27 protein-coding genes and 1 pseudogene are annotated in these 26,599 nt (G+C 72.1%); 7 read left to right on the plus strand and 21 right to left on the minus strand.

Annotation, left to right across the window (positions count from 1 at the left end):
- Window positions 1–31: 31 nt before the first annotated feature.
- The 14 genes from ACZ7KF_RS22380 to ACZ7KF_RS22445 form a co-directional block, all read right to left on the minus strand.
- A complete protein-coding gene (locus ACZ7KF_RS22380; protein WP_471077666.1) occupies window positions 32–1,459 on the minus strand; it encodes a glycosyltransferase family 87 protein in 1,428 nt (475 codons plus the stop codon).
- Entirely contained in the window at window positions 1,456–2,850 is a 1,395-nt protein-coding gene (mptB, locus tag ACZ7KF_RS22385) for a polyprenol phosphomannose-dependent alpha 1,6 mannosyltransferase MptB (RefSeq protein ID WP_471077818.1), read from the minus strand. The genes ACZ7KF_RS22380 and mptB overlap by 4 nt, the downstream gene beginning before the upstream one ends.
- Window positions 2,851–2,970: 120 nt before the next feature.
- Window positions 2,971–3,909, minus strand: a complete 939-nt coding sequence (locus tag ACZ7KF_RS22390) for a glutaminase (RefSeq protein ID WP_471077669.1) — start codon at window positions 3,907–3,909, stop codon at window positions 2,971–2,973.
- A 50-nt stretch (window positions 3,910–3,959) separates the two neighbouring features.
- Window positions 3,960–5,369 (minus strand): aspartate ammonia-lyase, encoded by a 1,410-nt coding sequence (gene aspA, locus ACZ7KF_RS22395; protein ID WP_471077672.1) that lies wholly within the window; start codon window positions 5,367–5,369, stop codon window positions 3,960–3,962.
- A gap of 118 nt (window positions 5,370–5,487) precedes the next feature.
- Window positions 5,488–6,504, minus strand: a complete 1,017-nt coding sequence (locus ACZ7KF_RS22400; RefSeq protein ID WP_471077822.1) for an asparaginase — start codon at window positions 6,502–6,504, stop codon at window positions 5,488–5,490.
- 41 nt (window positions 6,505–6,545) lie between these two features.
- The gene (locus ACZ7KF_RS22405; RefSeq protein ID WP_471077675.1) at window positions 6,546–7,994 is read right to left on the minus strand and encodes an amino acid permease; all 1,449 of its coding nucleotides are present in this window, start codon (window positions 7,992–7,994) and stop codon (window positions 6,546–6,548) included.
- Window positions 7,991–8,668, minus strand: coding sequence for a FadR/GntR family transcriptional regulator (locus ACZ7KF_RS22410; protein WP_471077824.1), 678 nt, complete (start codon window positions 8,666–8,668; stop codon window positions 7,991–7,993). Before ACZ7KF_RS22410 ends, ACZ7KF_RS22405 begins: the two co-directional genes overlap by 4 nt.
- Window positions 8,669–8,840: 172 nt before the next feature.
- On the minus strand, window positions 8,841–9,677 hold the full coding sequence (locus ACZ7KF_RS22415; RefSeq protein ID WP_471077677.1) for an undecaprenyl-diphosphate phosphatase: 837 nt from the start codon (window positions 9,675–9,677) through the stop codon (window positions 8,841–8,843).
- 75 nt (window positions 9,678–9,752) lie between these two features.
- Window positions 9,753–10,127 (minus strand): fluoride efflux transporter CrcB, encoded by a 375-nt coding sequence (crcB, locus tag ACZ7KF_RS22420; protein WP_471077680.1) that lies wholly within the window; start codon window positions 10,125–10,127, stop codon window positions 9,753–9,755.
- Complete coding sequence (locus ACZ7KF_RS22425) at window positions 10,124–10,504, minus strand: DUF190 domain-containing protein (protein WP_471077683.1); 381 nt, start codon at window positions 10,502–10,504, stop codon at window positions 10,124–10,126. Before ACZ7KF_RS22425 ends, crcB (ACZ7KF_RS22420) begins: the two co-directional genes overlap by 4 nt.
- Entirely contained in the window at window positions 10,501–10,962 is a 462-nt protein-coding gene (gene crcB / locus ACZ7KF_RS22430) for a fluoride efflux transporter CrcB (protein ID WP_471077686.1), read from the minus strand. The genes ACZ7KF_RS22425 and crcB (ACZ7KF_RS22430) overlap by 4 nt, the downstream gene beginning before the upstream one ends.
- Window positions 10,963–11,157: 195 nt before the next feature.
- Window positions 11,158–11,445, minus strand: a complete 288-nt coding sequence (locus tag ACZ7KF_RS22435; RefSeq protein ID WP_471077689.1) for a helix-turn-helix domain-containing protein — start codon at window positions 11,443–11,445, stop codon at window positions 11,158–11,160.
- Window positions 11,446–11,634: 189 nt separating this feature from the next.
- Window positions 11,635–13,197 carry a glycosyl hydrolase 53 family protein gene (locus ACZ7KF_RS22440; protein ID WP_471077692.1) on the minus strand — a complete coding sequence of 521 codons (1,563 nt, stop codon included), beginning with the start codon at window positions 13,195–13,197 and terminating at the stop codon, window positions 11,635–11,637.
- Between the two features lie 107 nt (window positions 13,198–13,304).
- Entirely contained in the window at window positions 13,305–15,326 is a 2,022-nt protein-coding gene (locus ACZ7KF_RS22445; protein ID WP_471077695.1) for a beta-galactosidase, read from the minus strand.
- Between the two features lie 236 nt (window positions 15,327–15,562).
- Between ACZ7KF_RS22445 and ACZ7KF_RS22450 the strand changes: the two genes are divergently transcribed.
- From ACZ7KF_RS22450 to ACZ7KF_RS22465, 4 genes are read left to right on the plus strand one after another with little or no spacing between them, the layout of a single operon-like run.
- Complete coding sequence (locus ACZ7KF_RS22450) at window positions 15,563–16,879, plus strand: extracellular solute-binding protein (protein ID WP_471077698.1); 1,317 nt, start codon at window positions 15,563–15,565, stop codon at window positions 16,877–16,879.
- Complete coding sequence (locus ACZ7KF_RS22455; RefSeq protein ID WP_471077701.1) at window positions 16,876–17,802, plus strand: carbohydrate ABC transporter permease; 927 nt, start codon at window positions 16,876–16,878, stop codon at window positions 17,800–17,802. Before ACZ7KF_RS22450 ends, ACZ7KF_RS22455 begins: the two co-directional genes overlap by 4 nt.
- Window positions 17,799–18,704, plus strand: a complete 906-nt coding sequence (locus ACZ7KF_RS22460) for a carbohydrate ABC transporter permease (RefSeq protein ID WP_471077704.1) — start codon at window positions 17,799–17,801, stop codon at window positions 18,702–18,704. The genes ACZ7KF_RS22455 and ACZ7KF_RS22460 overlap by 4 nt, the downstream gene beginning before the upstream one ends.
- Complete coding sequence (locus tag ACZ7KF_RS22465) at window positions 18,701–19,732, plus strand: LacI family DNA-binding transcriptional regulator (RefSeq protein ID WP_471077707.1); 1,032 nt, start codon at window positions 18,701–18,703, stop codon at window positions 19,730–19,732. The genes ACZ7KF_RS22460 and ACZ7KF_RS22465 overlap by 4 nt, the downstream gene beginning before the upstream one ends.
- 272 nt (window positions 19,733–20,004) lie before the next feature.
- On the opposite strand, the pseudogene ACZ7KF_RS22470 reads toward ACZ7KF_RS22465, so the two are convergent.
- Window positions 20,005–20,438, minus strand: a pseudogene (locus tag ACZ7KF_RS22470) (response regulator transcription factor); the annotation flags it as partial.
- Window positions 20,439–20,609: 171 nt separating this feature from the next.
- On the opposite strand from ACZ7KF_RS22470, the gene ACZ7KF_RS22475 reads away from it, so the two are divergent.
- Window positions 20,610–20,960, plus strand: coding sequence for a VOC family protein (locus ACZ7KF_RS22475; RefSeq protein WP_471077710.1), 351 nt, complete (start codon window positions 20,610–20,612; stop codon window positions 20,958–20,960).
- A gap of 73 nt (window positions 20,961–21,033) precedes the next feature.
- The gene (locus ACZ7KF_RS22480; protein WP_471077713.1) at window positions 21,034–21,432 is read left to right on the plus strand and encodes a MarR family winged helix-turn-helix transcriptional regulator; all 399 of its coding nucleotides are present in this window, start codon (window positions 21,034–21,036) and stop codon (window positions 21,430–21,432) included.
- Window positions 21,433–21,436: 4 nt separating this feature from the next.
- Here ACZ7KF_RS22480 and ACZ7KF_RS22485 read toward each other — a convergent pair whose 3' ends face one another.
- The 6 genes from ACZ7KF_RS22485 to ACZ7KF_RS22510 all read right to left on the minus strand — a co-directional run bounded on the left by ACZ7KF_RS22485 (window position 21,437) and on the right by ACZ7KF_RS22510 (window position 25,895).
- Window positions 21,437–22,174 (minus strand): MBL fold metallo-hydrolase, encoded by a 738-nt coding sequence (locus tag ACZ7KF_RS22485; RefSeq protein WP_471077717.1) that lies wholly within the window; start codon window positions 22,172–22,174, stop codon window positions 21,437–21,439.
- Window positions 22,147–22,326 carry a hypothetical protein gene (locus ACZ7KF_RS22490; protein WP_471077720.1) on the minus strand — a complete coding sequence of 60 codons (180 nt, stop codon included), beginning with the start codon at window positions 22,324–22,326 and terminating at the stop codon, window positions 22,147–22,149. Before ACZ7KF_RS22490 ends, ACZ7KF_RS22485 begins: the two co-directional genes overlap by 28 nt.
- A gap of 64 nt (window positions 22,327–22,390) precedes the next feature.
- The gene (locus ACZ7KF_RS22495) at window positions 22,391–23,503 is read right to left on the minus strand and encodes a hypothetical protein (RefSeq protein WP_471077724.1); all 1,113 of its coding nucleotides are present in this window, start codon (window positions 23,501–23,503) and stop codon (window positions 22,391–22,393) included.
- A 51-nt stretch (window positions 23,504–23,554) separates the two neighbouring features.
- A complete protein-coding gene (locus ACZ7KF_RS22500; protein ID WP_471077727.1) occupies window positions 23,555–23,953 on the minus strand; it encodes an SseB family protein in 399 nt (132 codons plus the stop codon).
- Window positions 23,954–23,978: 25 nt separating this feature from the next.
- Window positions 23,979–24,281, minus strand: coding sequence for a hypothetical protein (locus ACZ7KF_RS22505; protein ID WP_471077730.1), 303 nt, complete (start codon window positions 24,279–24,281; stop codon window positions 23,979–23,981).
- Window positions 24,282–24,389: 108 nt separating this feature from the next.
- Window positions 24,390–25,895 (minus strand): purine-cytosine permease family protein, encoded by a 1,506-nt coding sequence (locus ACZ7KF_RS22510; protein ID WP_471077732.1) that lies wholly within the window; start codon window positions 25,893–25,895, stop codon window positions 24,390–24,392.
- A gap of 331 nt (window positions 25,896–26,226) precedes the next feature.
- Here ACZ7KF_RS22510 and ACZ7KF_RS22515 point away from each other — a divergent pair, with 331 nt between their 5' ends.
- Complete coding sequence (locus ACZ7KF_RS22515; RefSeq protein WP_471077735.1) at window positions 26,227–26,418, plus strand: DUF2795 domain-containing protein; 192 nt, start codon at window positions 26,227–26,229, stop codon at window positions 26,416–26,418.
- Window positions 26,419–26,599: the final 181 nt, after the last annotated feature.

Consider the following 26,599-nt stretch of genomic DNA (forward strand, 5'->3'; position numbering starts at 1 on the left):
GGCACACCCTCCTGGTCACCGTGCTGAACCCTCAGGCCGGGGGCGGACTCACCGTGTACGAGGAGGCCCGCGCCCTGCTCGACTGGGGCTTCGCGTCGGCCGGACAGGTCGACCCCGTCGGCTCGCTGGACGGGCTGCGTCCGCCCTCCCGCCCGGACGTGTCCGCCGCACCGGTCGCGGCGGCCGGGGCACCGGCGCCGGACGACGACTCCGTCTGGTCCGGCACCGCCGTCGTCGCGGGGCTCTCCGGGCTCGGCGCGGGAGCCGTGGCGCTCGCCCTGCGGGCGAAGAGCGGACGGGCCACCCGCGGCTGACCCGCCGGCAGGCCGAGCAGCAGGCCCAGCGAGATCCAGGTGTAGAGGTTGCCGCCGAGGAACCCGTCGAGGCCGGAGGCGTCGTCGAACCACAGCCACACCACGCTGGTGCACAGCGGCGCGTACAGGGCGCCCGCGATCCGCGGGTGCCCGGCGCGCAGCAGCACCGCGAAGGACGGCAGCAGCCACACCAGATGGTGCACCCAGGTGATCGGGCTGACCAGGCAGGCCGCCGCACCGGTGAGCGCGAACGCCGCGGTCCAGTCGCCGCCCGCGACCGCGCGGCGGCTGCGCCACGCCCACACGCACAGGGTCAGCAGGACCGCCGTCGCCCACAGGGGGCGGCCGGGCTCACCGAGGCGGGCCAGCACGCCTTGCAGCGACTGGTTCGACACGTAGTCGAGACGGCCCACCCGGCTGGTGTCCCACAGGGCCTCGGTCCAGTAGAAGCGGGAGGCCGCCGGGTCCGCCCAGGCGGCCAGCGCGGTCGCGCCGACGGCGACGGCCGTGGCGGTGCCGGCCGCCCGTCGGCGCCCGGCGAGCAGCAGCAGTCCGATGAACAGGGCGGGCGTGAGCTTCACGGCGGCGGCGAGGCCGATCCCGGCGCCCGCCCAGCGGCCCCGGCCGGTGGCCAGCAGCCGGCAGTCACCGAGGACGAGGGCGAGCAGCACCACGTTCACCTGACCGAAGCCGAGCGTGTCCCGCAGCGGCTCGAACAGGGCGAGCAGACACAGGCACAGCGCCCACCGGTACCAGCCGTGGCGCCGCCATCGCGGCCCGGCCAGGATCCGCAGGACCGTCGCGAGCGCGGCCAGGTTCACCAGCAGGGACCCCACGATCGCCGCGGTGCGGCCGAGCAGGGCCAGCGGCAGCATGGCGACGGCGGCGAAAGGCGGATACGTGAAGCCGTACGCGGTGCCCGGCACCCGGTAGTCGTAGAGCCGGCCGCCGTGGTGCACCCAGGTGTGCACGGCGCCGTAGTACACCCGCAGGTCGAAGAAGCCGCGCAGCAGCGGCACGGTCGCCGTGAACACGGTCACCGCGGCCGCCAGGAGCAGGACGAGGAGCAGCCGGCCCCGTTCCGTCCGCGGTCCCGGCGATGCCGGCCGTCCGGGCGGCTCCGGACGCCCCAGGGGCGCGGTCATGCCGTGCGTCCCGGGACCGGGGCCTGGGCCGCCTGGTGGGCCTGCCACAGGACGACCACGCCGAGCGCCCCGCCGGAGACCGCGAGCACCAGTTGCCCGAGGTCGGCGGGTCCGCCGCTGGGCAGCACGGCGAGGGCGAGCACTCCCGCCAGGGCGGCCACTCGGTGCCGGACCGAGGTGCTGGGTGCGGCGGCGGCGATGAGGAACAGCCCCCACAGCACGTACCAGGGACGGATCGCCGGGCCGAAGGCGGCGACCGCCAGCAGGCTCAGGCCCAGCGCGTACACCGGCCGGGGGCGCAGCCGTAGCCAGATCAGCAGGACGGCCACGGCGGTGGCGGCGAGGCCGAACAGATGCCAGGCCGGGACGGCCAGCGGGGCCAGGCCGCTGCCCAGCCGGGAGAGCAGGGCTCCGGTGGCGCGGCCGAGCAGGCTGGTCAGCGCCCAGTTGTGCGGGGAGACCGGCGTGTCCAGGGCGCCGATCCAGCCGTACCCCGTGCCGGCGAGGGCCGTGGCGGCGACCGTGGTCGCCGCGGCGGCCGCGGCCGTGGTCAGCACGGCCGGCAGCGGCCGGCGGCCGGAGCGGACCCGGAGGGCCACGACGGCCAGCAGACCGAGCGCGGCCGGCGCCTTGACCAGGGCGGCGAGGGTGACGAGGACGGCGCCGACGACGGGCCGGCGGTCCCGCGCGGCGACCAGGCCGAGGCCGAGCAGGCCGAGCATGAGGGCGTCGTTGTGGGCGCCCGCGACCAGGTGCAGCAGTACGAGCGGGTTGAGGGCGCCCAGCCACAGCGCGGCGGCCGGGTCGGCGCCGCTGTGCCGGGCCAGCCGGGGCAGCGCCGCCGCCATGAGGGCCACGCCGAGCAGGGCGACCAGGCGCATGCCGAGCAGGCCCGCGGACACCTCGCCGCGGGTCGCCCCGGACAGCGCGGAGGCCAGGGCCAGGAAGACGGGGCCGTAGGGTGCGGCGGTGTGCTGCCACACGGGGGCGACCTCGTCGGCGAGCGGGCCGCCGAGCCGAGCCGGACCGTGCGCGTAGACGTCCATGTGGGCGTCGACCATGGCGCCCTGCGCGAGATAGCTGTACACGTCCCGGCTGAACAGCGGCGGCGCGAGCAGCAGCGGTGCCGCCCAGACGGCCAGAACGAGCAGCAGGGCGCGCGGGGTGGGGGGCCGCGGGCCGCGGACCAGGCGGCCGAGGAGCGCCCAGGCCGCTGTCAGCAGGACCACCCCGAAGTACACCCCGACCAGGCCGAGCGCCGCCTGGACCGAGGCGGGCGCCAGGAGGTCCCGGACGGGCAGCGCGCCGGCCGTCTCACCGCCGAGCGCCAGGAAAACGGTACCGGCCAGGCCCAGTGCCTGACATCGGCGGAGATCGACGGGGAATTCCATGGCCACCACCGGGTCAGCGTGGCAACGCCGAGTGGCCGGAAGACGACGGCGGCCCTGCCGGTCGGGGGCCGACGTATGACTGGCGCGTGGTGGGTGCCCCCGGGTGGGCAGTGGAGTCCCTCAGAACACCGACAGGCCGGTCAGCGTCGTGAACCGGTCCAGGGCCGCCACGCCGGCCACCGAGTTGCCGCGTTCGTCCAGGCCCGGGCTCCACACGCACAGCGTGCACCGGCCCGGTACGACGGCGATGATCCCGCCGCCGACACCGCTCTTGCCGGGCAGGCCGACCCGGTAGGCGAAGTCGCCGGCCGCGTCGTACGTGCCGCAGGTCAGCATGACCGCGTTGACCTGCTTGGCCTGGCTGCGGGTGAGCAGCCGGCTGCCGTCGGCGCGGATGCCGTGCCGGGCCAGGAAGCCGGTGGCCAGGGCCAGGTCGGCGCAGGAGGCGGCGATGGAGCACTGCCGGAAGTACTGGTCGAGCAGGACCGGCACCTCGTTGTCGATGTTGCCGTAGGACGCCATGAAATGGGCGAGGGCGGCGTTGCGGTCCCCGTGGGCGGTCTCGGAGGCGGCGACCTCCTTGTCGAAGTCGAGGGCGGGGTTGCCGCTCTCGGCGCGCAGGAAGGACAGCAGTTCGCCGGCCGCGTCTCCGGTACGGGTCTGGAGGCGGTCGGTGACGACGAGGGCGCCCGCGTTGATGAAAGGATTCCGCGGGATGCCGTTCTCGTACTCCAGCTGGATCAGGGAGTTGAACGGGTTGCCCGAGGGCTCGCGGCCCACGTGCTCCCAGAGTTCGTCGCCCTCACGGGCCAGGTCCAGGGCGAGCGTGAACACCTTGGTGATCGACTGCGCGGAGAACGGCTGCCGCCACTCCCCCACCCCGTAGACGGTGCCGTCCAGCTCGGCGACGGCCATGCCGAAGCTGCGCGGATCGCAGGCCGCGAGCGCCGGGATGTAGTCGGCGGGACGGCCGCGTCCGGGCGTGCGGCTGATCTCCTCGGCGATGCGCTCCAGGACCGGCAGGAAGGGGAGGGACGACGTCGTTGTCATGATCACCATTGTGCCTCCCGGTCGGCCCCGGAACGTAATCGTGCTGATGTCACCGCAGGTCAGGCGGCCGGTGCGCCACTTCCCGCGAGGATCTCGGGGCGCAGCAGGTCCGCCAGCCGCTCGGCCGGCAGCAGCCCCTTCTCCAGTACCAGCTCGGCCACCCCGCGGCCGGTGACGAGTGCTTCCTTGGCGATGTCGGTCGCCGCCGTGTAGCCGATGTGCGGGTTGAGCGCGGTGACCAGGCCGATGGAGTTCTCGACGGTGGCGCGCAGCCGCTCGGTGTTGGCGGTGATGCCGGACACGCAGCGCTCGGCCAGCGTGCGGCAGGCGCTCTGGAGGTGCGTGATCGACTCCGACAGGGAGTGCAGGATGATCGGCTCGAAGGCGTTGAGCTGGAGCTGTCCGGCCTCCGCGGCCATGGTGATCGCGACGTCGTTGCCGATCACCTCGAAAGCGACCTGGTTGACCACCTCGGGGATGACCGGGTTGACCTTGCCCGGCATGATCGACGAACCGGCCTGCACCGGCGGCAGGTTGATCTCGCCGAGGCCCGCGCGCGGACCGGAGGACAGCAGGCGCAGGTCGTTGCAGCTCTTGGAGAGCTTGACCGCGATCCGCTTGAGGACGCCGGACATCTGGACGAAGGCGCCGCAGTCCTGGGTCGCCTCGACCAGGTTGGCCGCGGTGACCAGCGGGAGCCCGGTGATGGCGGACAGGTGGCGGCGGGCGGCCTCGGCGTATCCCGCGGGCGCGTTGAGGCCGGTGCCGATGGCCGTGGCACCGAGGTTGATCTCGTGGATCAGCTCGACGGCCTCGGCGAGACGGCTGCGGTCCTCCTCGATCATGACGGCGAACGCGGAGAACTCCTGGCCGAGCGTCATCGGCACGGCGTCCTGCAACTGTGTACGGCCCATCTTGAGCACGTCACGGAACTCGACGGCCTTACGGGCGAAGGCGTCCTGCAGTACGGACATCGCCTTGAGCAGTCCATGCACCGCGAACACCGTCGCTGTCTTGACGGCGGTCGGGTAGACGTCGTTGGTCGACTGACCCAGGTTGACGTCCTCGTTGGGATGCAGATGCGTGTACTGCCCCTTGGCGTGGCCGAGCAGTTCCAGCGCGCGGTTGGCCACGACCTCGTTGGCGTTCATGTTGGTGGACGTGCCGGCGCCGCCCTGGATGACGTCCACGACGAACTGGTCGTGCAGTGCGCCGGCCCGGATCTCGCGGCAGGCGGCGACGATGGCGGCGGCCTTCTCGGGCGTCAGCAGGCCGAGTTCCTCGTTGGCGAGGGCGGCGGCCTCCTTCACGGCGGCCAGGGCGTCGATCAGGTGCGGATAGGCCGAGATCGGGGTGCCGGTGATGGGGAAGTTCTCGGTGGCGCGCAGGGTGTGGATGCCCCAGTACGCGTCGGCGGGGACGTCCCGGTCGCCGAGCAGGTCGTGTTCGCTGCGGGTGGGCGCAGTCATGAGGGTGTGGTCCTCTTTCCGAGTCACAGAGGTGAGGGCGCCCCTGGCAGGGGCGCGGGGCACTGCGGGACCGGCCACGGACGGCCCGCGGAGACGAATCGGCCCGGGGGGCGCGGCGCTATGCGCAAGCCGTCAGCGGCACCGGGTCCAGCGCACGCACCGGCCGCACGCACCCCACCGGCTCCCCACCGCCCAGCAGGGGTTCCCCCGCGAACTCGGTCAGCAGCCCGGGGTCCACGCCCGCGCGGGCGAGTGCCGCCGCCGCGACCGGGATCCGCGCCCGGTTCGCACCGTCGGCGATCTTCACGGCGACAGCCGTGCCGTCGGGCAGGGCGGCCACCTGCACGCCCTCGAAGCCGTCCTTGGCCAGCAGGCCGGGCACGGCCCGCATGAGGGCGGCGACGTCCCGGCCGGAGCCGGAGGCCATCTCGGCGTGCTCGCGCATCGCGTCGGCGACCAGGGCCTCGGGGGTGCCGGGCGCGGCCGAGGTGATCCGGGCGAGGGCGCGGGCGAGGCCGTGCAGGGAGACGGAGAACAGCGGGGCCCCGCAGCCGTCCACGGTGACCCGGGCGACGCGCTGGCCGGTCAGTTCCTCGACGGTCGCGGCGACGGCCTGCTGGAGCGGGTGCTCCGGGTCGAGGTAGTCGGGCAGGGACCAGCCGTTGAGCCGGGCGGTCCAGAGCATGGCCGCGTGCTTGCCGGAGCAGTTCTGGGCGAGGCGGGAGGGCAGCCGGCCCTCGCGGACCCAGGCGTCCCGGACGACCGGGTCGAACGGCATGTCGGGCACGTTGCGCAGGTCGTCCTCGGCGAGGCCGGCGAGTTCCAGGATGCGCCGGGTGCCGGCGAGGTGGCGCTCCTCGCCGGAGTGGCTCGCGGCGGCCAGCGACAGCAGTTCGCCGTCGAGCGGGAGACCGGCCCGCAGCATGGCCACGGCCTGGAGGGGCTTGAGGGCCGAGCGCGGGTAGAAGGCGGCCTCGATGTCGCCGAGCTGGAACCGGACCTGGCCGTCGGCGCCGAGGACGACGACGGAGCCGTAGTGGATGCCCTCGACGACGCCCCCGCGGATGAGGTGGGCGACGGGAGCGTGGAGGGGTTCGCGTACGACGGGTGCGTCGGCGGGGGAACTGCTGTACATCACTGCCTGAATCATGGGGTCGGGGTCGGCCGGAACGCGGGTCACGCGTCGGCGCCGGTGGAGGTGCGGGATATGCGGGTCATCCGGGCGCGGATGGCGTACCAGCCCGCGACCAGTGCTGCGGCGATCAGCGGCAGACAGAGCACGGTGGTGCGTCCGGCGCCGCCGTCGGCGTACATGAGGACCAGGACGGAGGCGAGGAACGCCAGCGTCACGACTTCGGTCCAGGGGGAGCCCGGCAGGCGGTACGACGGCCGGGTCAGCTCGCCCTTGCGGGTCTTCTGCCAGAAGAGCAGGTGGCAGAGCATGATCATGCCCCAGGTGGCGAGGATACCGAGCGCCGCGAAGTTGAGGACGATCTCGAACGCGTCGGCGGGGACCACGTAGTTCAGGCCCACGCCCAGGACGCAGATCCCGCTGGTGAGCAGGATCCCGCCGTACGGGACCTGGCTGCGGCTCATCCGGCCGGTGAATGCCGGGGCCGAGCCGCTCAAGGCCATGGAGCGCAGGATGCGGCCGGTGGAGTACAGGCCGGAGTTCAGCGACGACATCGCCGCGGTCAGGACGACGAGGTTCATCACGCCGCCGGCCGCCGGGACGCCGATGTGCGACAGGACCGTGACGAAGGGGCTCTCGCCGGCGGTGTACTTGTTCCACGGGAGCAGCATCGACAGCAGGACCACCGAGCCGACGTAGAACAGGCCCACGCGCCACATGATCGAGTTGATCGCCTTCGGCATGATCTTCTCGGGGTTCTCGGTCTCACCGGCGGCGACGCCGACCAGTTCGACGGAGGCGTAGGCGAAGACGACGCCCTGGACGATCAGCAGCATGGGCAGCAGGCCGTTGGGGAAGACGCCGCCGTTGTCGGCGAGCAGGGACGGGCCGGGGTGCCGGCCGTCGACCGGATGCTGCGTGACCAGCAGGAAGATGCCGATGCACATGAACACGACGAGCGCGCCGACCTTGACGATCGCGAACCAGAACTCCAGTTCGCCGAAGATCTTGACGGAGATCAGATTGACGGTCAGGACGACCGCGAGGGCCGTCAACGCGATCAACCATTGCGGGACGTCGGAGAACATGCCCCAGTAGTGGGTGTAGGTGGCGACCGCCGTGATGTCGGCGATACCGGTCGTCGCCCAGTTCAGGAAGTACATCCAGCCCGCGGTGTACGCGCCCTTCTCACCGAGGAACTCCCGGGCGTACGAGACGAAGGCGCCGGAGGACGGGCGGTACAGGACGAGTTCGCCGAGGGCCCGGACGACCAGGAAGGCGAAGACGCCGCAGACGGCGTAGGCGATGAAGAGGGAGGGGCCGGCGTCGGCGAGCCGGCCGCCGGCGCCGAGGAAGAGGCCGGTGCCGATGGCACCGCCGATGGCGATCATGTTGACGTGCCGGTGCTTCAGGCCCTTGCTGTAGCCGGCGTCTCCGGCGTCGACATGGCCGGACGAGGGGCGCGTCTCGTCTTTGAGGTGCTGCTCGCTCACGCCTCGGGTCCGCCTTCCGTGGGGGCGTCCGTCCGCTGGGGACGGACGATGTCGGTGAGGGTCGTCTCGACGCGGTCCAGGTGATGGCTCATGGCCTCCACCGCGTCGAGTTCGGAACCGTCGACCAGCGCCTCGACGATCGCCCGGTGCTCGCGGTTGGACTGCTCACGCCGTCCGCCCAGCTCGTTGAGGAAGGCCGACTGACGCGCCAGTGCGTCGCGGATCTCCTCGATGACCCGGCGGAAGACCGGATTCTGGGCCGCTTCGGCCACGGCGAGGTGGAAGAGGGTGTCCATCGCGACCCAGGCGGTGGTGTCCGTCTCCCGCTCCATGCGATCGAGCAGGTGGGCCAGGTGGTCCAGGTTCTCCGGGGTGCGGCGCAGGGCCGCGTAGCCGGCCACCGGGATCTCGATGTGGCGGCGCACCTCCAGCAGGTCGCTGGCCGCGTAGTCGCCGAAGGTGGGGTCCTCGACGGTGTTCGCGACCACGAAGGTGCCCTTGCCGGTCCGGGAGACCGTGAGGCCCATGGTCTGCAGCGCGCGCAGCGCCTCGCGCAGCACGGGCCGGGACACCTCGAGGGTGCGGCACAGCTCGGCCTCGGAGGGGAGCTTGTCGCCGATGGCGTAGTGGCCGCGCTCGATGGCGCCGCGGAGGTGGTCGAGCACCGCTTCCATGGCGCTGACGCGCTGCGGGATCGCCCCACCTGTCTGGCTGTCTGACAGGTTCACGGGAGCGATCCTGCGGGGTGCGGGCGGGGACTGTCAAGGCATCCGGTAAGGAAACATTCGCGGGGTGCGGCGCCTGAATACAGGCATCCGCACCCCGCGAGTGAGCAGCGGCGTCCGCTCAGCTGTTGAGCGTGCCGGTGGCGAGCAGGCCGAGCAGGAGCACGCCGACGACGATCCGGTAGATCACGAAGGCGTTGAAGGAGTGCTTGGCGACGAACTTCAGCAGCCAGGCGATGGAGGCGTAGGCGACCACGAAGGACACGACGGTGCCCACGGCCAGCGGGGCCGCGCCGACGCCCGCGCCGAGGGCGTCCTTCAGCTCGTACAGACCCGCGCCGGTCAGGGCGGGGATGCCGAGGAAGAAGGACAGCCGGGTGGCGGCGACGCGGTCCAGGTCCAGGATGAGCGCGGTGGACATCGTGGCGCCGGAGCGGGAGAAGCCGGGGAAGAGCAGGGCGAGGATCTGCGAGCAGCCCACCCACATGGCGTCCTTGAAGGACGTGTCGTCCTCGCCGCGCTTGTGGCGGCCCATCTGGTCGGCGGCCCACATCACGCCCGAGCCGACGATCAGGGAGCCGGCCACCACCCACAGCGAGGCGAGCGGACCGTCGATCAGCGGCTTCGCGGCCAGGCCCACCACCACGATCGGGACGGTGGCGGCGATCACCCACCAGGCGAACTTGTAGTCGTGGTGGTAGCGCTCCTCCCGGTTGGCCAGACCGCGGAACCACGCGGTGACGATCCGCCTGATGTCCTTGAAGAAGTACACGAGCACGGCGGCGATGGCACCGACCTGGATGACGGCGGAGAACCCGACGACGGACTTGTCGTCGACGGGGATGTCCATGAGCCCCTCGGCGATCTTGAGGTGGCCGGTGGAGGACACGGGGAGGAACTCGGTCACGCCCTCGACTACTCCGAGGACGACGGCCTGACCGACGGAGATGGCACTCATGGGATCCAGTTCTGAGGAGAGTTGGTCGACAGTGCTGTAGACAGTACTTGCCGGGCCCGGCCGGGTGGCAAGCGCCTAGGCCCACAGGGCGCCGGCGAGTGAGACGCCGGTGAACGCAGCCGCGAGTCCCGCCACCACGCTCGCCGCGACGTTCAGGGCAGCGTAGAGGCCGGAGCCGGCCTCGGTCAGCCGCAGGGTCTCGTAGGAGAACGTCGAGTACGTCGTCAGCGCGCCGCACAGCCCGGTGCCCAGCAGCAGCTGGAGATGCGGCCCGGCGGCCCCGGCGGAGACCGCGCCGGTGAGCAGTCCGAGGATCAGGCAGCCGCTGACGTTCACCACGAAGGTGCCCCACGGGAAGACCGAGTCGTGGCGGGACTGTACGGCACGGTCGGTGAGATAGCGCAGCGGTGCGCCGACGACGGCGCCCGCGGCGACCAGCAGCCAGTTCACAACGACTTCTTACCTTCCGGGTCCGTTCTGTCCGGATCGGACGCCCGCCCGACGTACCGGACCACCTCGCACTCCTCCAGGGTCACCAGGCCCTCGCCGACCAGGTCGTCGAGCTGCGGCAGGAACGAGCGCACCCGCTCCTCGGAGTCCACGACGACCACCGCGACCGGCAGGTCCTCGCTCAGGGACAGCAGCCGGGAGGTGTGGATGCGGGAGGAGGCGCCGAAGCCCTCGACCCCCCGGAAGACACTGGCGCCGGCGAGCCCGGCGGCGTGCGCACGGTGCCCGATCTCGGAGTAGAGGGGCTTGTGGTGCCAGGTGTCGCCCTCGCCGATGTATACCGTCAGCCGGAGGGCCCGGCCGGTGGGTGACGTCATCGCTGCCTCCCGGTCAGCACCCCGCGGGCGGCGGCCGAGGCCAGCCACACCGCGGCGAGGGCCGCGCAGAGCGTCGCGGCGAGATAGCCGAACCCCAGGCCGGGGCGGCCGGCGTCGACCAGCTTGCGGATGTCGACCGCGTACGTGGAGAAGGTGGTGAAGCCACCGAGGACGCCGGTGCCGAGGAACGGCCGCAGCAGACGGTGGGCGGCCCACACCTCGGTGACGAGCACCATGAGCACGCCCATGACCGCGCAGCCGACGACATTGGTCCAGAACGTCGCCCAGGGGAAGGCGCCGGGCGGCGTGGGCCAGGCGAGCGTGAGCGCGTAACGGGCCATGGCGCCGAGCGCCCCGCCGACCGCCACGGCCGCGACGACGGGCACCTGGGAACGCCACTCCGAGCGCCGCCGCGGCAGGCGGCCGGCGCCGATGGTCTTCGTCTCCGGGGCTGACATGCCGGTACGTCTCCTGTTCGGCCCTGCCCCGACGGGTGATCGCGGGCCGGCACCAGGGTACCGCCGGGTCAGGGGGCGGCGGCCCGCGCAGGGACGGCGGCACGGCGGGCGGCCGGCGGGGTGCGGCGCGGTGCGGCAGGTGTGGTCGGTGCCGCCCGAGGAGGGCGCCGCGTGCGCGTCGCGACGGCCTCCGGGTCACCAGCCCTTCTCGAACATCCGGGCCACCTCGGCGATACGGACCTCGTCCCGCCGGTAGTAGGTGCGGCAGCGGATCCGGCGGGTGCGCAGGACGCCGAGGCGGGCGAGGAAGTCCAGGTGGGCGAGGGCGGTCCGCCGGGGCACGCCCAGCTTTGCGGCGACCGCCCGCGCGGTGACCCCGGTCTCGGCGGGGTCGCGGCGGCGCGCCTCCGGGAAGTGGTCGGCCGGGTCCTTGAGCCATTCCAGGATGGTCTGCCGCATCCGGCCCGAGGCAGTTCCCCTCATCCGTCCGCCCTCCGTCCCGGCCTCCTCGTACGCAGTCTTCCCACTGTGGACCGGGCGACGCCGTCACGTCCGGGACTCGGCGGCCGTTGTCCGGTACCGAACGGCCGTGCGACCGGGGACGGTTCCGTGGGGCCCCGGGAACACGGCGGGGCCCGGTCGCGACGTGCGACCGGGCCCGTGACGGACGGCTCAGCGGTGGCTGAACCACGTCATGGAGGAGAGTGCCCTGTCGTCGTAACCGAACAGGGCCTGGTTCTCCCAGCCGTTGCCGGACGTGGCGTCGGCCGGGTCCCAGCCGTTGCCGGTGACGGCGGTCCAGGTGGCCTCCCAGGAGAAGACGCCGAGACCGCGGCGGTTCGGGACGGCCTCCACGATGCTCGCCACATCGTTCATCCACTTGGTCTGCCCGGCCACGGTCGCCGGGTAACCGGAGACGAGTTCGCCCGGGGTGTCGATCTGGTTGGTGAGCGGGTCGTCGCTGTCCAGCCGGAACGGGTAGGCCGTCTCGGCCACGAAGACCGGCTTGCCGTAGCGGGACGCCGCGTCGTCCAGGGTGCTCTGGAAGTCGGAGAGCGGGCCGTGCCAGTAGCCGTAGTACGACAGACCGATCGCGTCGAACTGAACGCCGCTCGCGACCGCGTTGTCGAACCACCACTCGGTGCCGGCCTTGTCACCGCCCTTGGCCAGGTGCAGCGCGACGACGGTGGACGAGTTGACCGCCTTGACGGCGTCGTAGCCGGAGTTGAGCAAGCCGGCCAGTCGGCTCCAGTCGTCCGTGGATCCCTCGGACCACAGCATGCCGCCATTGATCTCATTGCCCACCTGGACCATGTCGGCGGTGGTGCCTTGAGCCTTCAAGGCGTTCAAGACGTCGTACGTGTGGTTGTACACGTCGGTCTTCAGTTGACTGTAGGTATGGCCCGTCCATGCGGCCGGCTTGGTCTGCTTGCCCGGGTCGGCCCAGGTGTCCGAGTAGTGGAAGTCCACCAGCACCTTCATGCCCCGCGCCTTGATGCGCTTGGCCAGCGCGAGGACGTGCGCCTTGTCGTTGAAGCCGTCGGCCGGGTTCACCCAGACCTTGAGCCGCGCGTAGTTCATGCCGTACGAGGCGAGGACGGTGAGGGCGTCACCGGCGGCGCCGGAGCCCGTCCGGTAGACGCCGCCCCTGGCCTCACTCTTGGCGAGCGACGAGATGTCGGCGCCATGGATGGACGTGCCCGTGGTGCCGGCCGTGAAGCCGAGATCGTCGACATTGATCCAGTTGCCGGCGTTCGCATCACTGTTGATGCTGACGGTGCACTGGTTGCCGGTGACCTTGACCGGCGTGACGATCCGGATCCACCCGCTGGACGAGATCGGCAGATCGGTGCGCTGTTCGGAGCTGCCGCAGTTCCTGAGCGCCAGGTACGCCGCGTGCTGCCCGCCGCTGGAGCGGACCCACGCGGTGAGCGTGTAGTTCCCGTTCGTGAGCCCGGACAGATACTGATACGTCTCCACCTTGTAGGCGGACGCCGAGTAATGGCTGAGACGGTAACTCCCGCCGTGGCCGCCGGACTCGGTGTACGAGGCACCCGTGTCGCCGTACTCGGACCAGCCGGCGGGCGCGGCCGCACCGGAACCGTCGGACTCGAAGCCGCCGTTGGTGAGCGTGCTCGCGGCGCGGGCGCTCTGGGCGGGCAGGGCGGTGAGGGCGAGCCCGGCCGCGAGCAGCGGCAGCAACGCCCTGATGGTGCGTCTGGGATGGAACTTCATCGTCCGTCGTCCCTTCGACGTGACTGGGGAGGGGCCCTCCGGTGGGGCCGGAGGAGAACCCCTCCGCCCGCGGGTCTCGTGGCACACGCGGGCGGAGGGGAGCCGGTTCAGCCGTCGAGCCGTACGACCCGCACGGCCCCCGCGGGAACCGCCAGGCGGCCCGCGGCGCGTTCACCCGTCAGCAGCTCGGTGCCGGGTGTGTCCAGCGGCACCTTGGTGTCGCCGGTCGTGTGGTTGACGACGAAGAGGAAGGTGCCCGCCTCGCCGCGACGGCGCACGACCTCGACGTCGCGGGGCAGGCCGGCGCGCGGAGCGAGCCCGGCGTCGTCGGCCGCCCGGCCGATCAGGGCGTCCAGGCCCTGGGCGCCGAGGCGGGTGGAGACGTACCAGGCGGTGCCGCGGCCGAGCCGGTGCCGGGTGACGGCCGGGCGGCCGGCGGTGAGCCCGTCGGCGTAGCTCCACACGGTCTCGGCGCCGCGCGGTACCACGAACTCCGTCCACACGTCGCCGGTCAGCGCGGAGCCGTCCGGACCGGTCAGCCGCACCCGCTCGTCCTTCAGCAGCGGCGAGAACTCCTCCACGGTCAGCCCGAGGACCTCGCGCAGCACGCCCGGGTAGGCCCCCTCGTGGACGGCGTCGTGCTCGTCGACGATGCCGGAGAAGTACGACACCACGAGCGTGCCGCCGTTCTCGACGTACTCCCGGAGGTTGTCCCCGGCGGCCTCCGTCGTCAGATAGAGGGCCGGTACGACGACAAGGGGATATCTCGACAAGTCGGCTTCCGGGTGGGCGAAGTCGACGGTGAGGTGGCGGTCGTAGAGGGCCTCGTAGAAGGAGTCGGCCCGCTCGCGCGGGTCGTGGTCCTCGCTGGGGCGCCAGGAGAGGTTCTGTGCCCACCAGGACTGCCAGTCCCAGAGCATGGCCGCGTCGGCCTCCGTGCGCGTGCCCCGGACGGCGGCCAGGGAGTCGACGGCGGCGCCGAGTCCGACCACCTCGCGCCACACCCGCGTGTCCGTGCCGCCGTGCGGCAGCATCGCCGAGTGGAACTTCTCGGCGCCGCGCCGGGACTGGCGCCACTGGAAGAACATCGCGCCGTCGGAACCGCGCGCGACGTGCGCGAGGGAGTTGCGGGCCATCTGACCGGGGGCCTTCGCGGGGTTGCGCGGCTGCCAGTTGACGCCCGACGTGGAGTGCTCCAGCAGCAGCCAGGGGGCGCCGCCGGCGACGGAGCGGGTGAGGTCGGCGGCCATCGCGAGGTTGACGTGGGTGCGGCGCCCGTCGGTGATCAGGTAGTGGTCGTTGGTGACCAGGTCGACCTCGCGGCCCCACGCCCAGTAGTCCATGGAGTCGCACTGGCTGAGGGCCGTCATGAAGTTGGTGGTGACCGGGACGCCCGGCGAGAGCCGGTGCAGGATGTCGCGCTCTGCGCGGAAGTTCTCCCGGATGGTGGCGTCGGCGAACCGCTTGTAGTCCAGCGCCTGTCCCGGGTTGCCGACGGTCGGGGTGGCTCGGGGCGGGTTGATCTGCGCGAAGTCCGTGTAGCGCTGGCCCCAGAAGGCCGTGCCCCACGCCTCGTTGACGGCTTCCACGCTGCCGTGGGTGTCCGCGAGCCAGCGGCGGAAGTGGGCCGCGCAGGACTCGCAGTAGCAGGCCGAGACGGGGACGCCGTACTCGTTGTGGACGTGCCAGAGCGCGAGCGCCGGGTGGTCGCCGTAGCGCTCGGCGAGCCGGGTGGTGACGGCCGCGGCGGCGGCGCGGTAGTCGGCGTTGCTGTGGCAGATGGCGCCGCGCGAGCCGAACTCGTAGCGCAGGCCCTCGGCGGTGACCGGCAGCGCCTCGGGGTGCGCCCGGTAGAACCAGGCGGGCGGCACCACGGTGGGCGTGCCGAGGTCGACGCGGATGCCGTTGTCGTGCAGGAGTGCGACGACCCGGTCCAGCCAGCCGAAGTCGTACTCGCCCGGCGCCGGTTCCAGCAGGGCCCAGGAGAAGATCCCGACGCTCACCATCGTGACGCCGGCCTCCCGCATCAGCCGGACGTCCTCCTGCCAGACGGCTTCCGGCCACTGCTCGGGGTTGTAGTCCCCGCCGAAGGCGAGCCTGGTGAGGCCCCTGGGGCTGGTGTCCGGCATGGATCTCTCCCGGGAAATCGATCAGATGGGAACGTGCACACACATCAACGGCGGCGCCAGCCCAACATAACCGCACAGCAACAACCATTGACAAGTGTCCGGGATGTTTCTCTACTGTGAACGCTCACAGAAGCATGGCAGGGGTTTCGCCAGTGCACCCACCCCCGTCATGTGAACGTGCACATCTGCAGGGCAGATCCCCGCAGCGGGCGGGGACCCAGGTCAGGGGAGAAACCATGCCGCACACGAAGCGTCGTCGCCTCGTGACAACCGCCGTCGCCGTGTCTCTCGGCGCCGCCGCCCTCGCCGCCTGCGGCTCCGAGGACGGCGGCACGGCCGAGTCCGGTCCGGCCTCGCTGACGTACTGGACCTGGACACCCGGCATGGACAAGGTCGTCGACCTGTGGAACAAGGGGCCGGGCAAGAAGGACCACATCACCGTCACGGTGAAGAAGCAGGCGTCCGGCGACACGCTGGTCACCAAGATCCTCACCGCGCACAAGGCGCACAAGGCCCCCGACCTGGTGCAGGCCGAATACCAGGCGCTGCCGACGCTGGTCAGCAACGACGCGCTGGCCGACGTCTCCGAGGAGGTCGGCGACGTCAAGGACAAGTTCGCCGAGGGCGTCTGGCAGCAGACGACGCTGGGAACCGACGCGGTCTACGCGGTGCCGCAGGACATCGGCCCGATGATGTTCTACTACCGCGCGGACCTGTTCGAGAAGTACGGCCTGAAGGTCCCCACCACCTGGGAGCAGTTCGCCGAGACGGCTCGCGCGCTGAAGAAGAAGGCGCCGGACAGGGCCCTGACCACGTTCTCCGCCAACGACTCCGGCCTCTTCGCGGGTCTCGCCCAGCAGGCCGGCGCCAAGTGGTGGACCACCTCCGGCGACAAGTGGAAGGTCTCCATCAACGACGCGGCCACCCGGAAGGTCGCCGAGTTCTGGGGCGGGCTGGTCAGGGAAGGCGTCATCGACAACCAGCCCATGTACCAGCCGGCCTGGAACAAGGCGCTCGACACGGGCAAGGAGATCGCCTGGGTCAGCGCCGTGTGGGCCCCGGGCACGCTCACCACGGCCGCGCCGGACACCAAGGGCAAGTGGGCCATGGCCCCGCTCCCCCAGTGGTCACCAGACAAGGACGTCACCGGGAGCTGGGGCGGCTCCTCCACGGCGGTCACCACCGACTCCGCGCACAAGGAGGCCGCGGCCAAGTTCGCGACCTGGCTGAACACCGACCACGACGCCCTCAACGCGCTGGCCAAGGAGGGCGGCATCTATCCCGCCTCCACCTCCGCCCAGTTGAGCGGCGCGTTCACCGAGCCGCCGGCGTTCTTCTCCAACCAGCCGGACTTCTACACCAAGGCCGCCGACATCGCGAAGACCACGGCGCCCTCCGCCTGGGGCCCGAACGTGAACGTCGCGTACGCGACCTTCAACGACGCCTTCGGCACGGCCGCGAAGACCAGGTCGGACTTCGCCGCCGCCCTGGACAGGATGCAGGACGCCACGGTCGCCGACATGAAGAAGCAGGGCTTCGGAGTCTCTCGGTGACCAGCACGCGAAGCCGGAAGGCATACGGGGTCAAGGGGGCCCCGTATGCCTTCCTCCTCCCCGCCGCGCTCCTCTTCGCCCTCTTCTTCGCGCTGCCCATCGGGTACGCGCTCTGGCTCAGCTTCCGCAAGGCGCACGTCTCCGGCCTCGGCCTGGGATCGGGCGCGCGGACGGAGGTCTGGGCCGGCTTCGAGAACTACACCGGGGCCTTCCACGACAGCGAACTGCTCGACGGCGCGCTGCGCGTGGTCGGCTACGGCTGCATCGTCGTCCCGGTGATGCTCGGCCTCGCGCTGCTGTTCGCGCTGATGCTGGACTCCGACAAGGTGCGGCTCGCCCCGTTCACCCGGCTGGCGATCTTCCTTCCGTACGCCATCCCGGGTGTGGTCGCGGCGCTGATGTGGGGCTTTCTGTACCTGCCGGACGTCAGTCCGTTCTACTTCGTGCTCGACCGGCTCGGGCTGCCCCAGCCGGACCTGCTGGACGGCGGTCCGCTCTACCTCGCCCTGTCCAACATCGCGGTCTGGGGCGGCACCGGCTTCAACATGATCGTCATCTACACCTCGCTGAGGTCCATTCCGGCGGAGGTGTACGAGGCGGCGAAGCTGGACGGCGCCACCCCGCTGCAGATCGCGCTGCGGATCAAGATCCCGATGGTGGCGCCCTCGCTGGTGCTGACCTTCTTCTTCTCGATCATCGCGACGCTCCAGGTGTTCAACGAGCCGACCACCCTCAAGCCGCTCACGAACTCCGTCAACACGAGCTGGAGTCCGCTGATGAAGGTGTACCAGGACGCCTTCCGGCGCGGTGACATCTACGCGGCCGCCGCCGAGGCGACCCTGATCGCGCTGGCCACCCTGGTGCTGTCCTTCGGGTTCCTGCGGGCCGCGAACCGTCGAAACAAGCAGGAGGCAGCCGGATGAGTACGCTCGCCGTCCGCAAGGCGGCCCCGGCCGCCGGCACCACCCCGGGCACGCCCCAGGGTCCGCCGCTGCGCCGCCGTGTCGCGCTGATCCCGACGGTCACGCTGCTGCTGGGCGCGGTCTACACCCTGCTGCCGGTGGCCTGGGTGGTGATCGCGTCCACCAAGTCCGGGCACGAGCTGTTCTCCACCTTCACCTTCCTGCCGGGCACCGGGTTCACCGGCAACGTCAGGGACCTGAACGCCTACCGCGACGGCATCTACTGGTCGTGGATGGGCAACTCCGCGCTGTTCTCGGGTCTCGGCGCCCTGCTGTCCACCGCCGTGTCGGCGTTCAGCGGCTACGCCCTCGCGACCTACCGCTTCAAGGGCCGCGAGACGGTGTTCAACGTCCTCCTCGCGGGTGTGCTGATGCCGCCGGTGATCCTCGCGATCCCGCAGTACCTGCTGCTGGCGAAGGCCGACCTCACGGACTCCTACCTGTCCGTGCTGCTGCCGCAGATCCTCTCCCCGTACGGCGTCTACCTCGCCCGGATCTACGCGTCGGCCGCCGTGCCGGCCGACGTGGTGGAGGCCGGGCGGATGGACGGGGCGAGCGAGTGGCGGATCTTCACCCGGATCGCGCTGCCGATGATGATCCCCGGAATGGTCACGGTGTTCCTGTTCCAGTTCGTCGCGATCTGGAACAACTTCCTGCTGCCGTACATCATGCTCAGCGACGACGAGAAGTTCCCGCTCACGCTGGGCCTGTACACGCTGCTGGAGCAGGGCTCGAACACGCCCGCGCTGTACACCCTGGTGATCACCGGGGCGTTCCTCGCGGTGCTCCCGCTGATCCTCCTGTTCCTGGTCATTCAACGGTTCTGGAGCCTGGATCTGCTGTCCGGGGCCGTAAAGTCATGACCATGAGCCATACGGGGGGCCGGCGCAGACCGCCGACGATCCACGACGTGGCGCGCGAGGCGGGCGTCTCGCGCGGCACCGTCTCGCGCGTGCTCAACGGCGGTCACTACGTCAGCCCCGCCGCCCAGGAAGCGGTCAACGCCGCCATCCGCAGGACGGGCTACGTCGTGAACCGGCATGCCCGTTCCCTGATCACCGGGCGTTCGGACTCGGTCGGCTTCCTGCTGACCGAGCCGCAGGAGCGGTTCTTCGAGGACCCCAACTTCAACGTCCTGCTGCGCGGCTGCACCCAGGCGCTGGCCGCGCACGACATTCCGCTGCTGCTGATGCTGGCGGGCGCACAGGACGAGCGGCGGCGGATCACGCGGTACATCACCGCCGGACATGTGGACGGGGTGCTGCTGGTCTCCAGCCACTCCGGCGACCCGGTCGCCGAGGAACTGCGCGAGGCGGGGGTGCCGCTGGTGGCCTGCGGCAAGCCGATCGGGCTCGGTTCGAAGGTGAGTTACGTGGCCGCCGACGACCGGGACGGCGCCCGGGACATGGTCCGCCATCTGCTGTCGCTGGGGCGGCGCCGGATCGGTGTGGTCACCGGTCCGCCGGACACCCCCGGTGGTGTGGAGCGACTCGCCGGCTACCGGGAGGTGCTCGCCGAGGCGGGCATCGAGGCCGACGAGCGGCTGATCGTCTCCGGCGACTACAGCCGGGCCAGCGGTGAGGCGGGCGCGGAGCGGCTCCTGGCGCAGGCGCCGGACATGGACGCCGTGTTCGTGGCCTCCGACCTGATGGCGCAGGGTGTGCTCGCGGCGCTGCACCGGGCGGGGAAGCGGGTGCCGGACGACATCGCCGTCGGCGGTTTCGACGACTCTCCGGCGGCGACCGCCGCCACCCCGGCACTCACCACCATCCGGCAGCCGTGGGACCGGATCAGCAACGAGATGGTCCGGGTGCTGCTCGCCCAGATAGGCGGTGAGGACCCGGCGGCGGTGATCCTGCCGACGGAGCTGGTACGGCGCGAGTCCGCGTGAACCGGAGCGCGCCTCCCGCGAGTCCGCGTGAGCCGGGGGGTCGCTTTCCACTCCTCCGCGTGAACCGAGGGGCGCCTTCCGCGCCTCCGCGTGAACCGGGGGGTCGCTTTCCACGAGCCGTGCGAGCCGGGGCGGGCGCCCCCTGCACGGTGCCGCGATGTGCCGTCGGGCGGCTGCGGCTCACGTCATGGCCGGTCGCGTCCGCGCGGCGGTGCCGCGTCTGCCGGACCGCCCCGCCCCCCTCCCCGCGAGGGCGTCTCCTCGGGAGGCGCTCATCGCTCCCCGGGGCGCACCAGCCCCGTCTCATAGGCGAGGACCACCGCCTGGGCGCGGTCGCGCAGGCTCGGCTCGGCGAAGATGCGGGCCACGTGGGACTTGACCGTGGCCTCGCTGAGCGTCAGCTCGGCGGCCAGTTCCGCGTCGGACAGACCCCGGCCCATCAGGGACAGCACCTCCCGCTCGCGGGGTGAGCGCGGCCAGGTCGGCGGGCACGGCCGCGGCCGTCCGCTCGGCCTCGGCGGCGTAGCGCTCCACCAGGCCGGGTGATCTGCGGGGCCAGCAGGGCGTCGCCGGTGCCGACGAGCCGGACGGCCGCCGCCAGGTGCTCCGGGGTGACGTCCTTGAGGAGGAAGCCGCCGGCCCCGATCGCCAGGGCCGTGTACACGTGTCTCCCGGCCCTGACGGGTGTCCTGATCTCCGTCGTGGGCGCGCTGATCCCCGCCCGCCTCGCGGCGTGCCTCACCATCGCCGAGGTGCTGCACAACGAGTGACGGCGCCAACCGGTCAGGATCGGAGAAGCCGCCGCGGGGCTCGCGGACCTAGCGTGAGAGCACCGACGAGGAACCCGTCGGGTCACACACCAAAGGGAGTGAGTCCTATGACCGCCGGCCTGCAGACGATCATCTACCCCGTCAAGGACGCGGAGCGGGCCAAGGCCCTCTTCACCGCACTGCTGGGCGTCGAGCCGTTCGTCGACGAGCCGTACTACATCGGTTTCAAGGCCGCCGGGCAGGACATCGGCCTCGACCCGAACGGGCATGCGCAGGGCCTGACGGGGCCGGTGCCGTTCTGGCACGTCACCGACCTCCGGGAGCGGCTCGCGGCCCTGCTGGGAGCGGGTGCCGAGGTGGTCCAGGACGTGCGGGACGTCGGCAACGGCCGGCTGGTCGCCTCGGTGAAGGACACCGACGGCAACCTTGTCGGCCTGCTGCAGGACCCGGCCGCCTGAGAGCCGGCGACCACCCGCACCACCCACTAGTTGCACACTCAACGACTGGCCCGATCGGTGCTACGGTGCCGGTATGGCAGTCACGACGGCCGAGACCCGGCTCGAGGAGCGCTGGCGGGACATCCTCGCGGTGCACGCGCGCACGATGTGCGAGATCGATCGGGCCCTGCATCCGCACGGGCTGGGTGCCAGCGACTTCGAGGTGCTGGACATCCTGGCCACGGAGCGCCCCGAGCAGGGCGAGCAGTGCCGGGTGCAGAACCTGGTCGGCCGGGTCCATCTCAGCCAGAGCGCGCTGTCCCGGCTGATCGGCCGGCTGGAGAAGGACGGCCTGGTGGAGCGCTCGGTGTGCGCGGAGGACCGGCGCGGGGTGTGGGTCGCGCTGACGCCCAAGGGCCGCGCGCTGCACACCGAGGTGCTGCCGCTGCAGCGCGCCGTGCTCCGCCGCATGCTGGCCGAACAGCAGGGCTAGCACGCTAGAGCTGCAGCTCGGTCCCGTCCGGCAGGATCTCGGCGCCGCTCTCGACCACGCGTGCGCGTGCGGGCGAGGCGGGGTCGAGCAGCGGGTTGGTGTTGTTCAGGTGCGTGTGGACACGGCGCGGGCCGGGGTGGCGGGCCAGCTCGGCGAGGGACCCGCCCGGCCCGGTGACCGGCAGATGCCGCGAGGCCCCCTGTCCGGCGCCGGAGCGCATCGCCGTGCCCCTCTCGTCGGCCGCGAAGAACGTGCCGTCCAGCAGCACACAGTCGGCCTCGGCGCACAACTCGTCCAGGGCGGGGCTCCAGGCGCCGACGCAGGGCGCGTACACCAGCACTCCCCCACTGGCCAGGTCCTCGATGCGGTACGCCGTCACCCACGGCCCCGTCGGCCCGGGCGCCTGCGCGGGCACGTACTTCGGGATCCTCGTGCCCAGCGGGTGGGCGGTCACGACGAGTCCGCCGGCCAGGACGAACCCGCCGTCGGCCAGGCTGTCGGCCCACTCCCAGGGGGCGTAGCGGTCCAGCGCGGCACGGGCGGGGCCGAGGACGGCGCGCACCGGCGGCGTCGCGTAGACCTTCAGACCGGGCGACCCGCGCAGCTCGGCCAGACCGGTCACGTGGTCGGCCTCGGCATCGGTGAGCAGCACGCCGCGCAGCGGGGTGTCCCGGGGGCCGGGCCGGAGGGCCGGGGTCGCGGTGAGCTGCGCCCTCAGGTCGGGGAGGCGTTGAGCAGCCACCAGTCGCGGCCGTTGCCGGTGACGGCGGCGCACTCCCGGGTCCGGGAGGGCAGTTTGCCGTCCCGGGCGGCGGTGCACAGCGCGCACGCGCAGTTCCACTGCGGGAAGCCGCCCCCGGCGGCGGTACCCAGCAGGACGACCCTCACGGCCATCGGCTCCTTCGCGCTCGCCCGGACCTGTCCCCCGCTGGGATCTTCCCGTCCGGAGAGCGGGTGACTACCCGGCGGTGGGGGGCAGTTCCGGCCGTCCTTCGTCGGGCCGCCGGTCCACCGGGCGACGCGGCGGGATGGGGCCGCCGGCGAAGTCGCGGGGCCCGGTCCACAGGGCGGGTACGGCGTCGCAGCGGCGGCACAGTTCGTAGGCGATCGCCTCGTAGTTGACCCGCCAGCCCCGGAAGTGCGGCCAGGCCTCCTCGGCGGTGCGCCCGGACCGGAAGCCGGCCGCCTCCAGCATGGCCACCGCCGCGTCGAACTCGGCGAAGGTGAGCCGGACGGGTGTCTCGGGCGACGGGTCGGCGTCGAAGGGGATGCGCAGGGCGCGGGCGATGTCCCGCAGCGCGGTGAACCCGGCGCGCAGTGCCAGCCGGGCCTCCGGCGGGGCGATCCGCGGGGCCAGGGCGAGCTGGAGGGCGGCGGCGTCCATCACGGCGACCAGTCCGACCAGCCAGCTGCGGTGCGGGCGCGGGGAACGGAAGGTCAGCAGGATGGGGTAGGTGGAGTGGCTCTCGCCCATGTCCGAGGCGAGCCGCTCCCAGGCCCGGTACAGCTCGGGCAGCGCGGTCTCGGTGTCCACCAGCCACTGCCGGGCGAGGATCTCCGGCCCCCAGGCGGGCTCGCCGGCCCGCGACTGGAGCAGGGTGACCTCCAGTTCGCGGCGGTTGTAGGCGGCGTACAGGGTGGGCAGATAGGCGATCTGGAGGGCGATCAGGACCGGCCCGGTGGCCGCGGCCATGAAGTCGAGCACCGACAGCTTCAGCCGGGCGCCGCTCGCGAAGCCCAGCGTGAACAGGCTGGAACCGGCCTCCCGGAACGCGGTGGCCCAGGACAGCGGCGACAGCGCGTAGAGGAGGAACCCGAAGCCGAGGAGAGCGCCCGCCAGCCAGCTGGCGAGCATGCCGACCAGCATCAGCGGCGCGAGCCACGTCTGGGCGCGGTCGATGGCGTCGTAGCCGCCGCGCACCGCCCTGAGCCGGAGTGCCCGGCGCAGCAGCCACCAGAGGCGGAACACCAGCACGGAGTAGAGGCCGCGAGGCACCACCAGGGTGCGGAGGATGCTGGTCAGGACCAGGGCCAGGACCAGGGCCCCCGCCACGCCGGCGATGTATTCCATGGGCTCATTGTGAAGCCCGGGGGGACGGGGTGATCGCTGACGGGCGCCGGATCACCGGGCCAGCAGCGTGCGGACCCCCTGCGACGTGAGCGTCAGCGCGTGGGCGGAGCTGCCGTCGATGGCGAGGGAGAGGTCCTCGTCGGGCCACTGCGAGGCGAGCGCGCCGAGCGGGATCAGCCGGTAGCGCGAGACGAACGGCAGCAGCTCGGTCATCTCGCCCTCCGTGGTGAACACCGGGACGACCGGATCACCTCCGGGCTGTTCCAGGATCGGCAGGGCCACCGTCGTGGCGTCGGCGCCCTCCCCGTCCACCGCGTCGTCCGGAACCGGGACGAGTACGTCACTGTGGGCGAGGGTGTCCAGGGCGGCCTGGTCCTCGGCGTTCACGGCCAGCGCGTCCAATGCCTGCTGGGCCGGCGTGGGCAGGTCGTCGTGTGCGGATGTCTCCATGGCTGATCCCCAGGTAGCGGCGGTCTTACGTCCCGCCCGGGCGGGCTGGTGCCCGGGCGGGCTCCCGCGACGCGTACCCGGTGAGGTCAAGGGCATGCGTGGAGATCCGCGGGAGGTCGGGGGGCGGTGGGAGCGACCGGGGCACGGGCGCGGCGCCCCGCCGACTGCTCGGGGCCAGGAAGAGGATGAAGGTGACACGGCTCGCGAAGGCGGCCGGCAGGCCGCGTACGCCCGCCGCCGCGCCGGCGAACCGGGGCGCGGCCCAGGGGCTCGCCGGATCGGCGAAGACGCGCTGTGTGTCGATGACGGCGAGAGGTCCGACGCTCATTGGCTCGACACCTCGACGCCCTTGCCCCTTCCTTGACGGCGGGGCTCGCGGCGCTCGTCCGCTCGGCTCCCTTCCTGGGTCACCGGTCGCTCGGCGTTCCTTCCGGGCTCACGCGTTCGGTGCTTCCCGGCGGGGCGCCGGGCTGGGCGCCTGGGCCTCCTGGTCCCGTACCCGGCCCCGGCCCAGCAGCAGCGTGCCGAGGAAGGCGAGTGCCAGGGCCGCCAGCACGCCGAGGTTGGCGTATGCCCAGGAGCCGGTCCGGCCGCCGAGCCCGAACGGCTCCAGCAGGTAGCCCTGCCAGGTCAGCCAGGTCGCGGAGGTGTTGGTGACGAGACCCCAGCCGACGGCGGTGGCGGCGAGGGTGAGGAACAGCGGGACGAGGGGGACGTCGCCGTAGCGGCCGTCCGGGCGGTACAGATCGCCCTCGTCGTAGTCGCGGCGGCGCAGGGCCAGGTCGGCGAGCATGATGCCGGCCCAGGCGGCGATGGGCACACCCAGTGTGGTGAGGAAGCCCATGAACTGGCCGAGGAAGTTGTCGGCGAAGAACACGATGTAGACCGCGCCGGCGATCATCAGCAGTCCGTCGAAGAACGCGGCCAGCCAGCGGGGCACCCGCACCCCGGCGGAGAGCAGGGCCAGCCCGGAGGAGTAGATGTCGAGGACGGCGCCGCCGACCAGACCGAGGACGGCGACCACGGCGAACGGCACCAGGAACCAGGTCGGCAGGATCGTCGTCAGCGCGCCGACCGGGTCGGCCGCGATCGCCGCGCTCAGCTTCGGCGAGGAGCCCGCCAGCAGCAGACCGAAGACCAGCAGGACCAGCGGAGCCAGGGAGGCGCCGAAGACGGTCCAGCCGATCACCGCCCGGCCGGCGGAACCGCGGGGCAGGTAGCGGGAGTAGTCGGCGGCGGCGTTGACCCAGCCCAGGCCGAAGCCGGTCATCATGAACACCAGCGCGCCGATGAACTGCTGCGCCGAACCCGCCGGTACGGCGCTCACCGTGCTCCAGTGGACGCGGTCGGCGACGAGCGCGATGTAGACGAGCGTCAGCACGCCCGTGACCACGGTGATCCCGGTCTGGATCCGCATGATCAGGTCGAAGCCCATGACCCCGCCCACGACGGTCAGCGCGGCCACCACCATGAGGGCCACCACCTCGGTGCCGGTGCCGCCGCCCCGGCCGAGGCGGCTGAAGACCGTCGCCGTGGCCATCGTGGCGAGAGCGGTGAGGACGGTCTCCCAACCGACGGTGAGCAGCCAGGAGATGACGGAGGGCAGCCGGTTGCCGCGCACGCCGTAGGCCGCACGGCTCAGCACCATGGTGGGTGCCGAGCCGCGCTTCCCGGCGACCGCTGTGAAGCCGCACAGCAGGAACGAGACGACGATGCCGAGCACACCGGCGGCGAGGGCCTGCCGGAAGGAGATGCCGAAGCCGTACACGAAGGCGCCGTAGCCGAGGCCGAGGACGGAGACGTTGGCCCCGAACCAGGGCCAGAACAGGGTGCGCGGGGTGCCCCGGCGCTCCGCGTCCCCGATCACGTCCAGCCCGTGCGTCTCCACCCGGGGGGAGCGGCCGGCGGACGCGCCGCCGAGGGGGTCCTGCGGGGACGTCATGCGCCTGGCCACCTGCCCCTGCCTGTCCGGACGTGTCCGGTCACGCTAGGTCGCCCCCCAGGGGGCGTCAAGGCGGCCCGCGGACGGTCCCGTCCGCGCCCCGGTCCCCTCGTTCGGCGGTCGGACTCGTCGGCGGTTGTGCTCGCGCGCCGGGTCCTCTCCGCGCGGTCCCGTGGCTGTTCCGGAGCCCCCTGAGTACCCGTGCGCCGCGGCCCCCCAGCGCGCGGCGGCATTCCTGAATCCGCTTCCTCGGGCCGGGTACCTGACCGGTCCGGCGCGGCGCGGTGTGCGGCGCGCCCGATGACCGACCATCTCACCGCCTGGAGGAGCCATGGCGGGTATCAGCCCCCCTGATCTGCAGAAAGCCCTGTCCGGAGCGGAGTACCCGGCCAGTTCCGAGCAGCTTCGGAAGGTCGCCGAGGACAACCACGCGTCCCCGGAGATCACCGAACGGATCTCCCACCTCGGGAAGAAGGAGTTCCACAACCCCGCCGAGGTCAGCAAAGCCGTCTTCGACCGGTAAGGCCGTCGTCGACCGGTAAGGCCGTCGTCGACCGGTAAGGCCGTCGTCGACCGGTAAGGCCGTCGTCGACCGGTAAGGCCGTCCCGACCGGTGACGGCGAGCCCACAGCCGCGCGGCGGCCGGACGCCTCGGTTTCGGGCGCCCCGCCGTGGGGGCATCCCGCGGAGGGCCCACTATCCGA

The organism is Streptomyces sp. NPDC038200, from assembly GCF_055600785.1.

Excerpts from the sequence above, each read along its gene's own strand:
- ACZ7KF_RS22380 (WP_471077666.1), bottom strand. The coding sequence starts at position 1,459 with ATGACCGCGCCCCTGGGGCGTCCGGAGCCGCCCGGACGGCCGGCATCG.
- mptB (WP_471077818.1), bottom strand. The coding sequence starts at position 2,850 with ATGGAATTCCCCGTCGATCTCCGCCGATGTCAGGCACTGGGCCTGGCC.
- ACZ7KF_RS22390 (WP_471077669.1), bottom strand. The coding sequence starts at position 3,909 with ATGGTGATCATGACAACGACGTCGTCCCTCCCCTTCCTGCCGGTCCTG.
- aspA (WP_471077672.1), bottom strand. The coding sequence starts at position 5,369 with ATGACTGCGCCCACCCGCAGCGAACACGACCTGCTCGGCGACCGGGAC.
- ACZ7KF_RS22400 (WP_471077822.1), bottom strand. The coding sequence starts at position 6,504 with ATGTACAGCAGTTCCCCCGCCGACGCACCCGTCGTACGCGAACCCCTC.
- ACZ7KF_RS22410 (WP_471077824.1), bottom strand. The coding sequence starts at position 8,668 with ATGGAAGCGGTGCTCGACCACCTCCGCGGCGCCATCGAGCGCGGCCAC.
- ACZ7KF_RS22415 (WP_471077677.1), bottom strand. The coding sequence starts at position 9,677 with ATGAGTGCCATCTCCGTCGGTCAGGCCGTCGTCCTCGGAGTAGTCGAG.
- ACZ7KF_RS22425 (WP_471077683.1), bottom strand. The coding sequence starts at position 10,504 with ATGACGTCACCCACCGGCCGGGCCCTCCGGCTGACGGTATACATCGGC.
- crcB (WP_471077686.1), bottom strand. The coding sequence starts at position 10,962 with ATGTCAGCCCCGGAGACGAAGACCATCGGCGCCGGCCGCCTGCCGCGG.
- ACZ7KF_RS22435 (WP_471077689.1), bottom strand. The coding sequence starts at position 11,445 with ATGAGGGGAACTGCCTCGGGCCGGATGCGGCAGACCATCCTGGAATGG.
- ACZ7KF_RS22440 (WP_471077692.1), bottom strand. The coding sequence starts at position 13,197 with ATGAAGTTCCATCCCAGACGCACCATCAGGGCGTTGCTGCCGCTGCTC.
- ACZ7KF_RS22445 (WP_471077695.1), bottom strand. The coding sequence starts at position 15,326 with ATGCCGGACACCAGCCCCAGGGGCCTCACCAGGCTCGCCTTCGGCGGG.
- ACZ7KF_RS22450 (WP_471077698.1), top strand. The coding sequence starts at position 15,563 with ATGCCGCACACGAAGCGTCGTCGCCTCGTGACAACCGCCGTCGCCGTG.
- ACZ7KF_RS22460 (WP_471077704.1), top strand. The coding sequence starts at position 17,799 with ATGAGTACGCTCGCCGTCCGCAAGGCGGCCCCGGCCGCCGGCACCACC.
- ACZ7KF_RS22465 (WP_471077707.1), top strand. The coding sequence starts at position 18,701 with ATGACCATGAGCCATACGGGGGGCCGGCGCAGACCGCCGACGATCCAC.
- ACZ7KF_RS22475 (WP_471077710.1), top strand. The coding sequence starts at position 20,610 with ATGACCGCCGGCCTGCAGACGATCATCTACCCCGTCAAGGACGCGGAG.
- ACZ7KF_RS22480 (WP_471077713.1), top strand. The coding sequence starts at position 21,034 with ATGGCAGTCACGACGGCCGAGACCCGGCTCGAGGAGCGCTGGCGGGAC.
- ACZ7KF_RS22490 (WP_471077720.1), bottom strand. The coding sequence starts at position 22,326 with ATGGCCGTGAGGGTCGTCCTGCTGGGTACCGCCGCCGGGGGCGGCTTC.
- ACZ7KF_RS22495 (WP_471077724.1), bottom strand. The coding sequence starts at position 23,503 with ATGGAATACATCGCCGGCGTGGCGGGGGCCCTGGTCCTGGCCCTGGTC.
- ACZ7KF_RS22500 (WP_471077727.1), bottom strand. The coding sequence starts at position 23,953 with ATGGAGACATCCGCACACGACGACCTGCCCACGCCGGCCCAGCAGGCA.
- ACZ7KF_RS22505 (WP_471077730.1), bottom strand. The coding sequence starts at position 24,281 with ATGAGCGTCGGACCTCTCGCCGTCATCGACACACAGCGCGTCTTCGCC.
- ACZ7KF_RS22510 (WP_471077732.1), bottom strand. The coding sequence starts at position 25,895 with ATGACGTCCCCGCAGGACCCCCTCGGCGGCGCGTCCGCCGGCCGCTCC.
- ACZ7KF_RS22515 (WP_471077735.1), top strand. The coding sequence starts at position 26,227 with ATGGCGGGTATCAGCCCCCCTGATCTGCAGAAAGCCCTGTCCGGAGCG.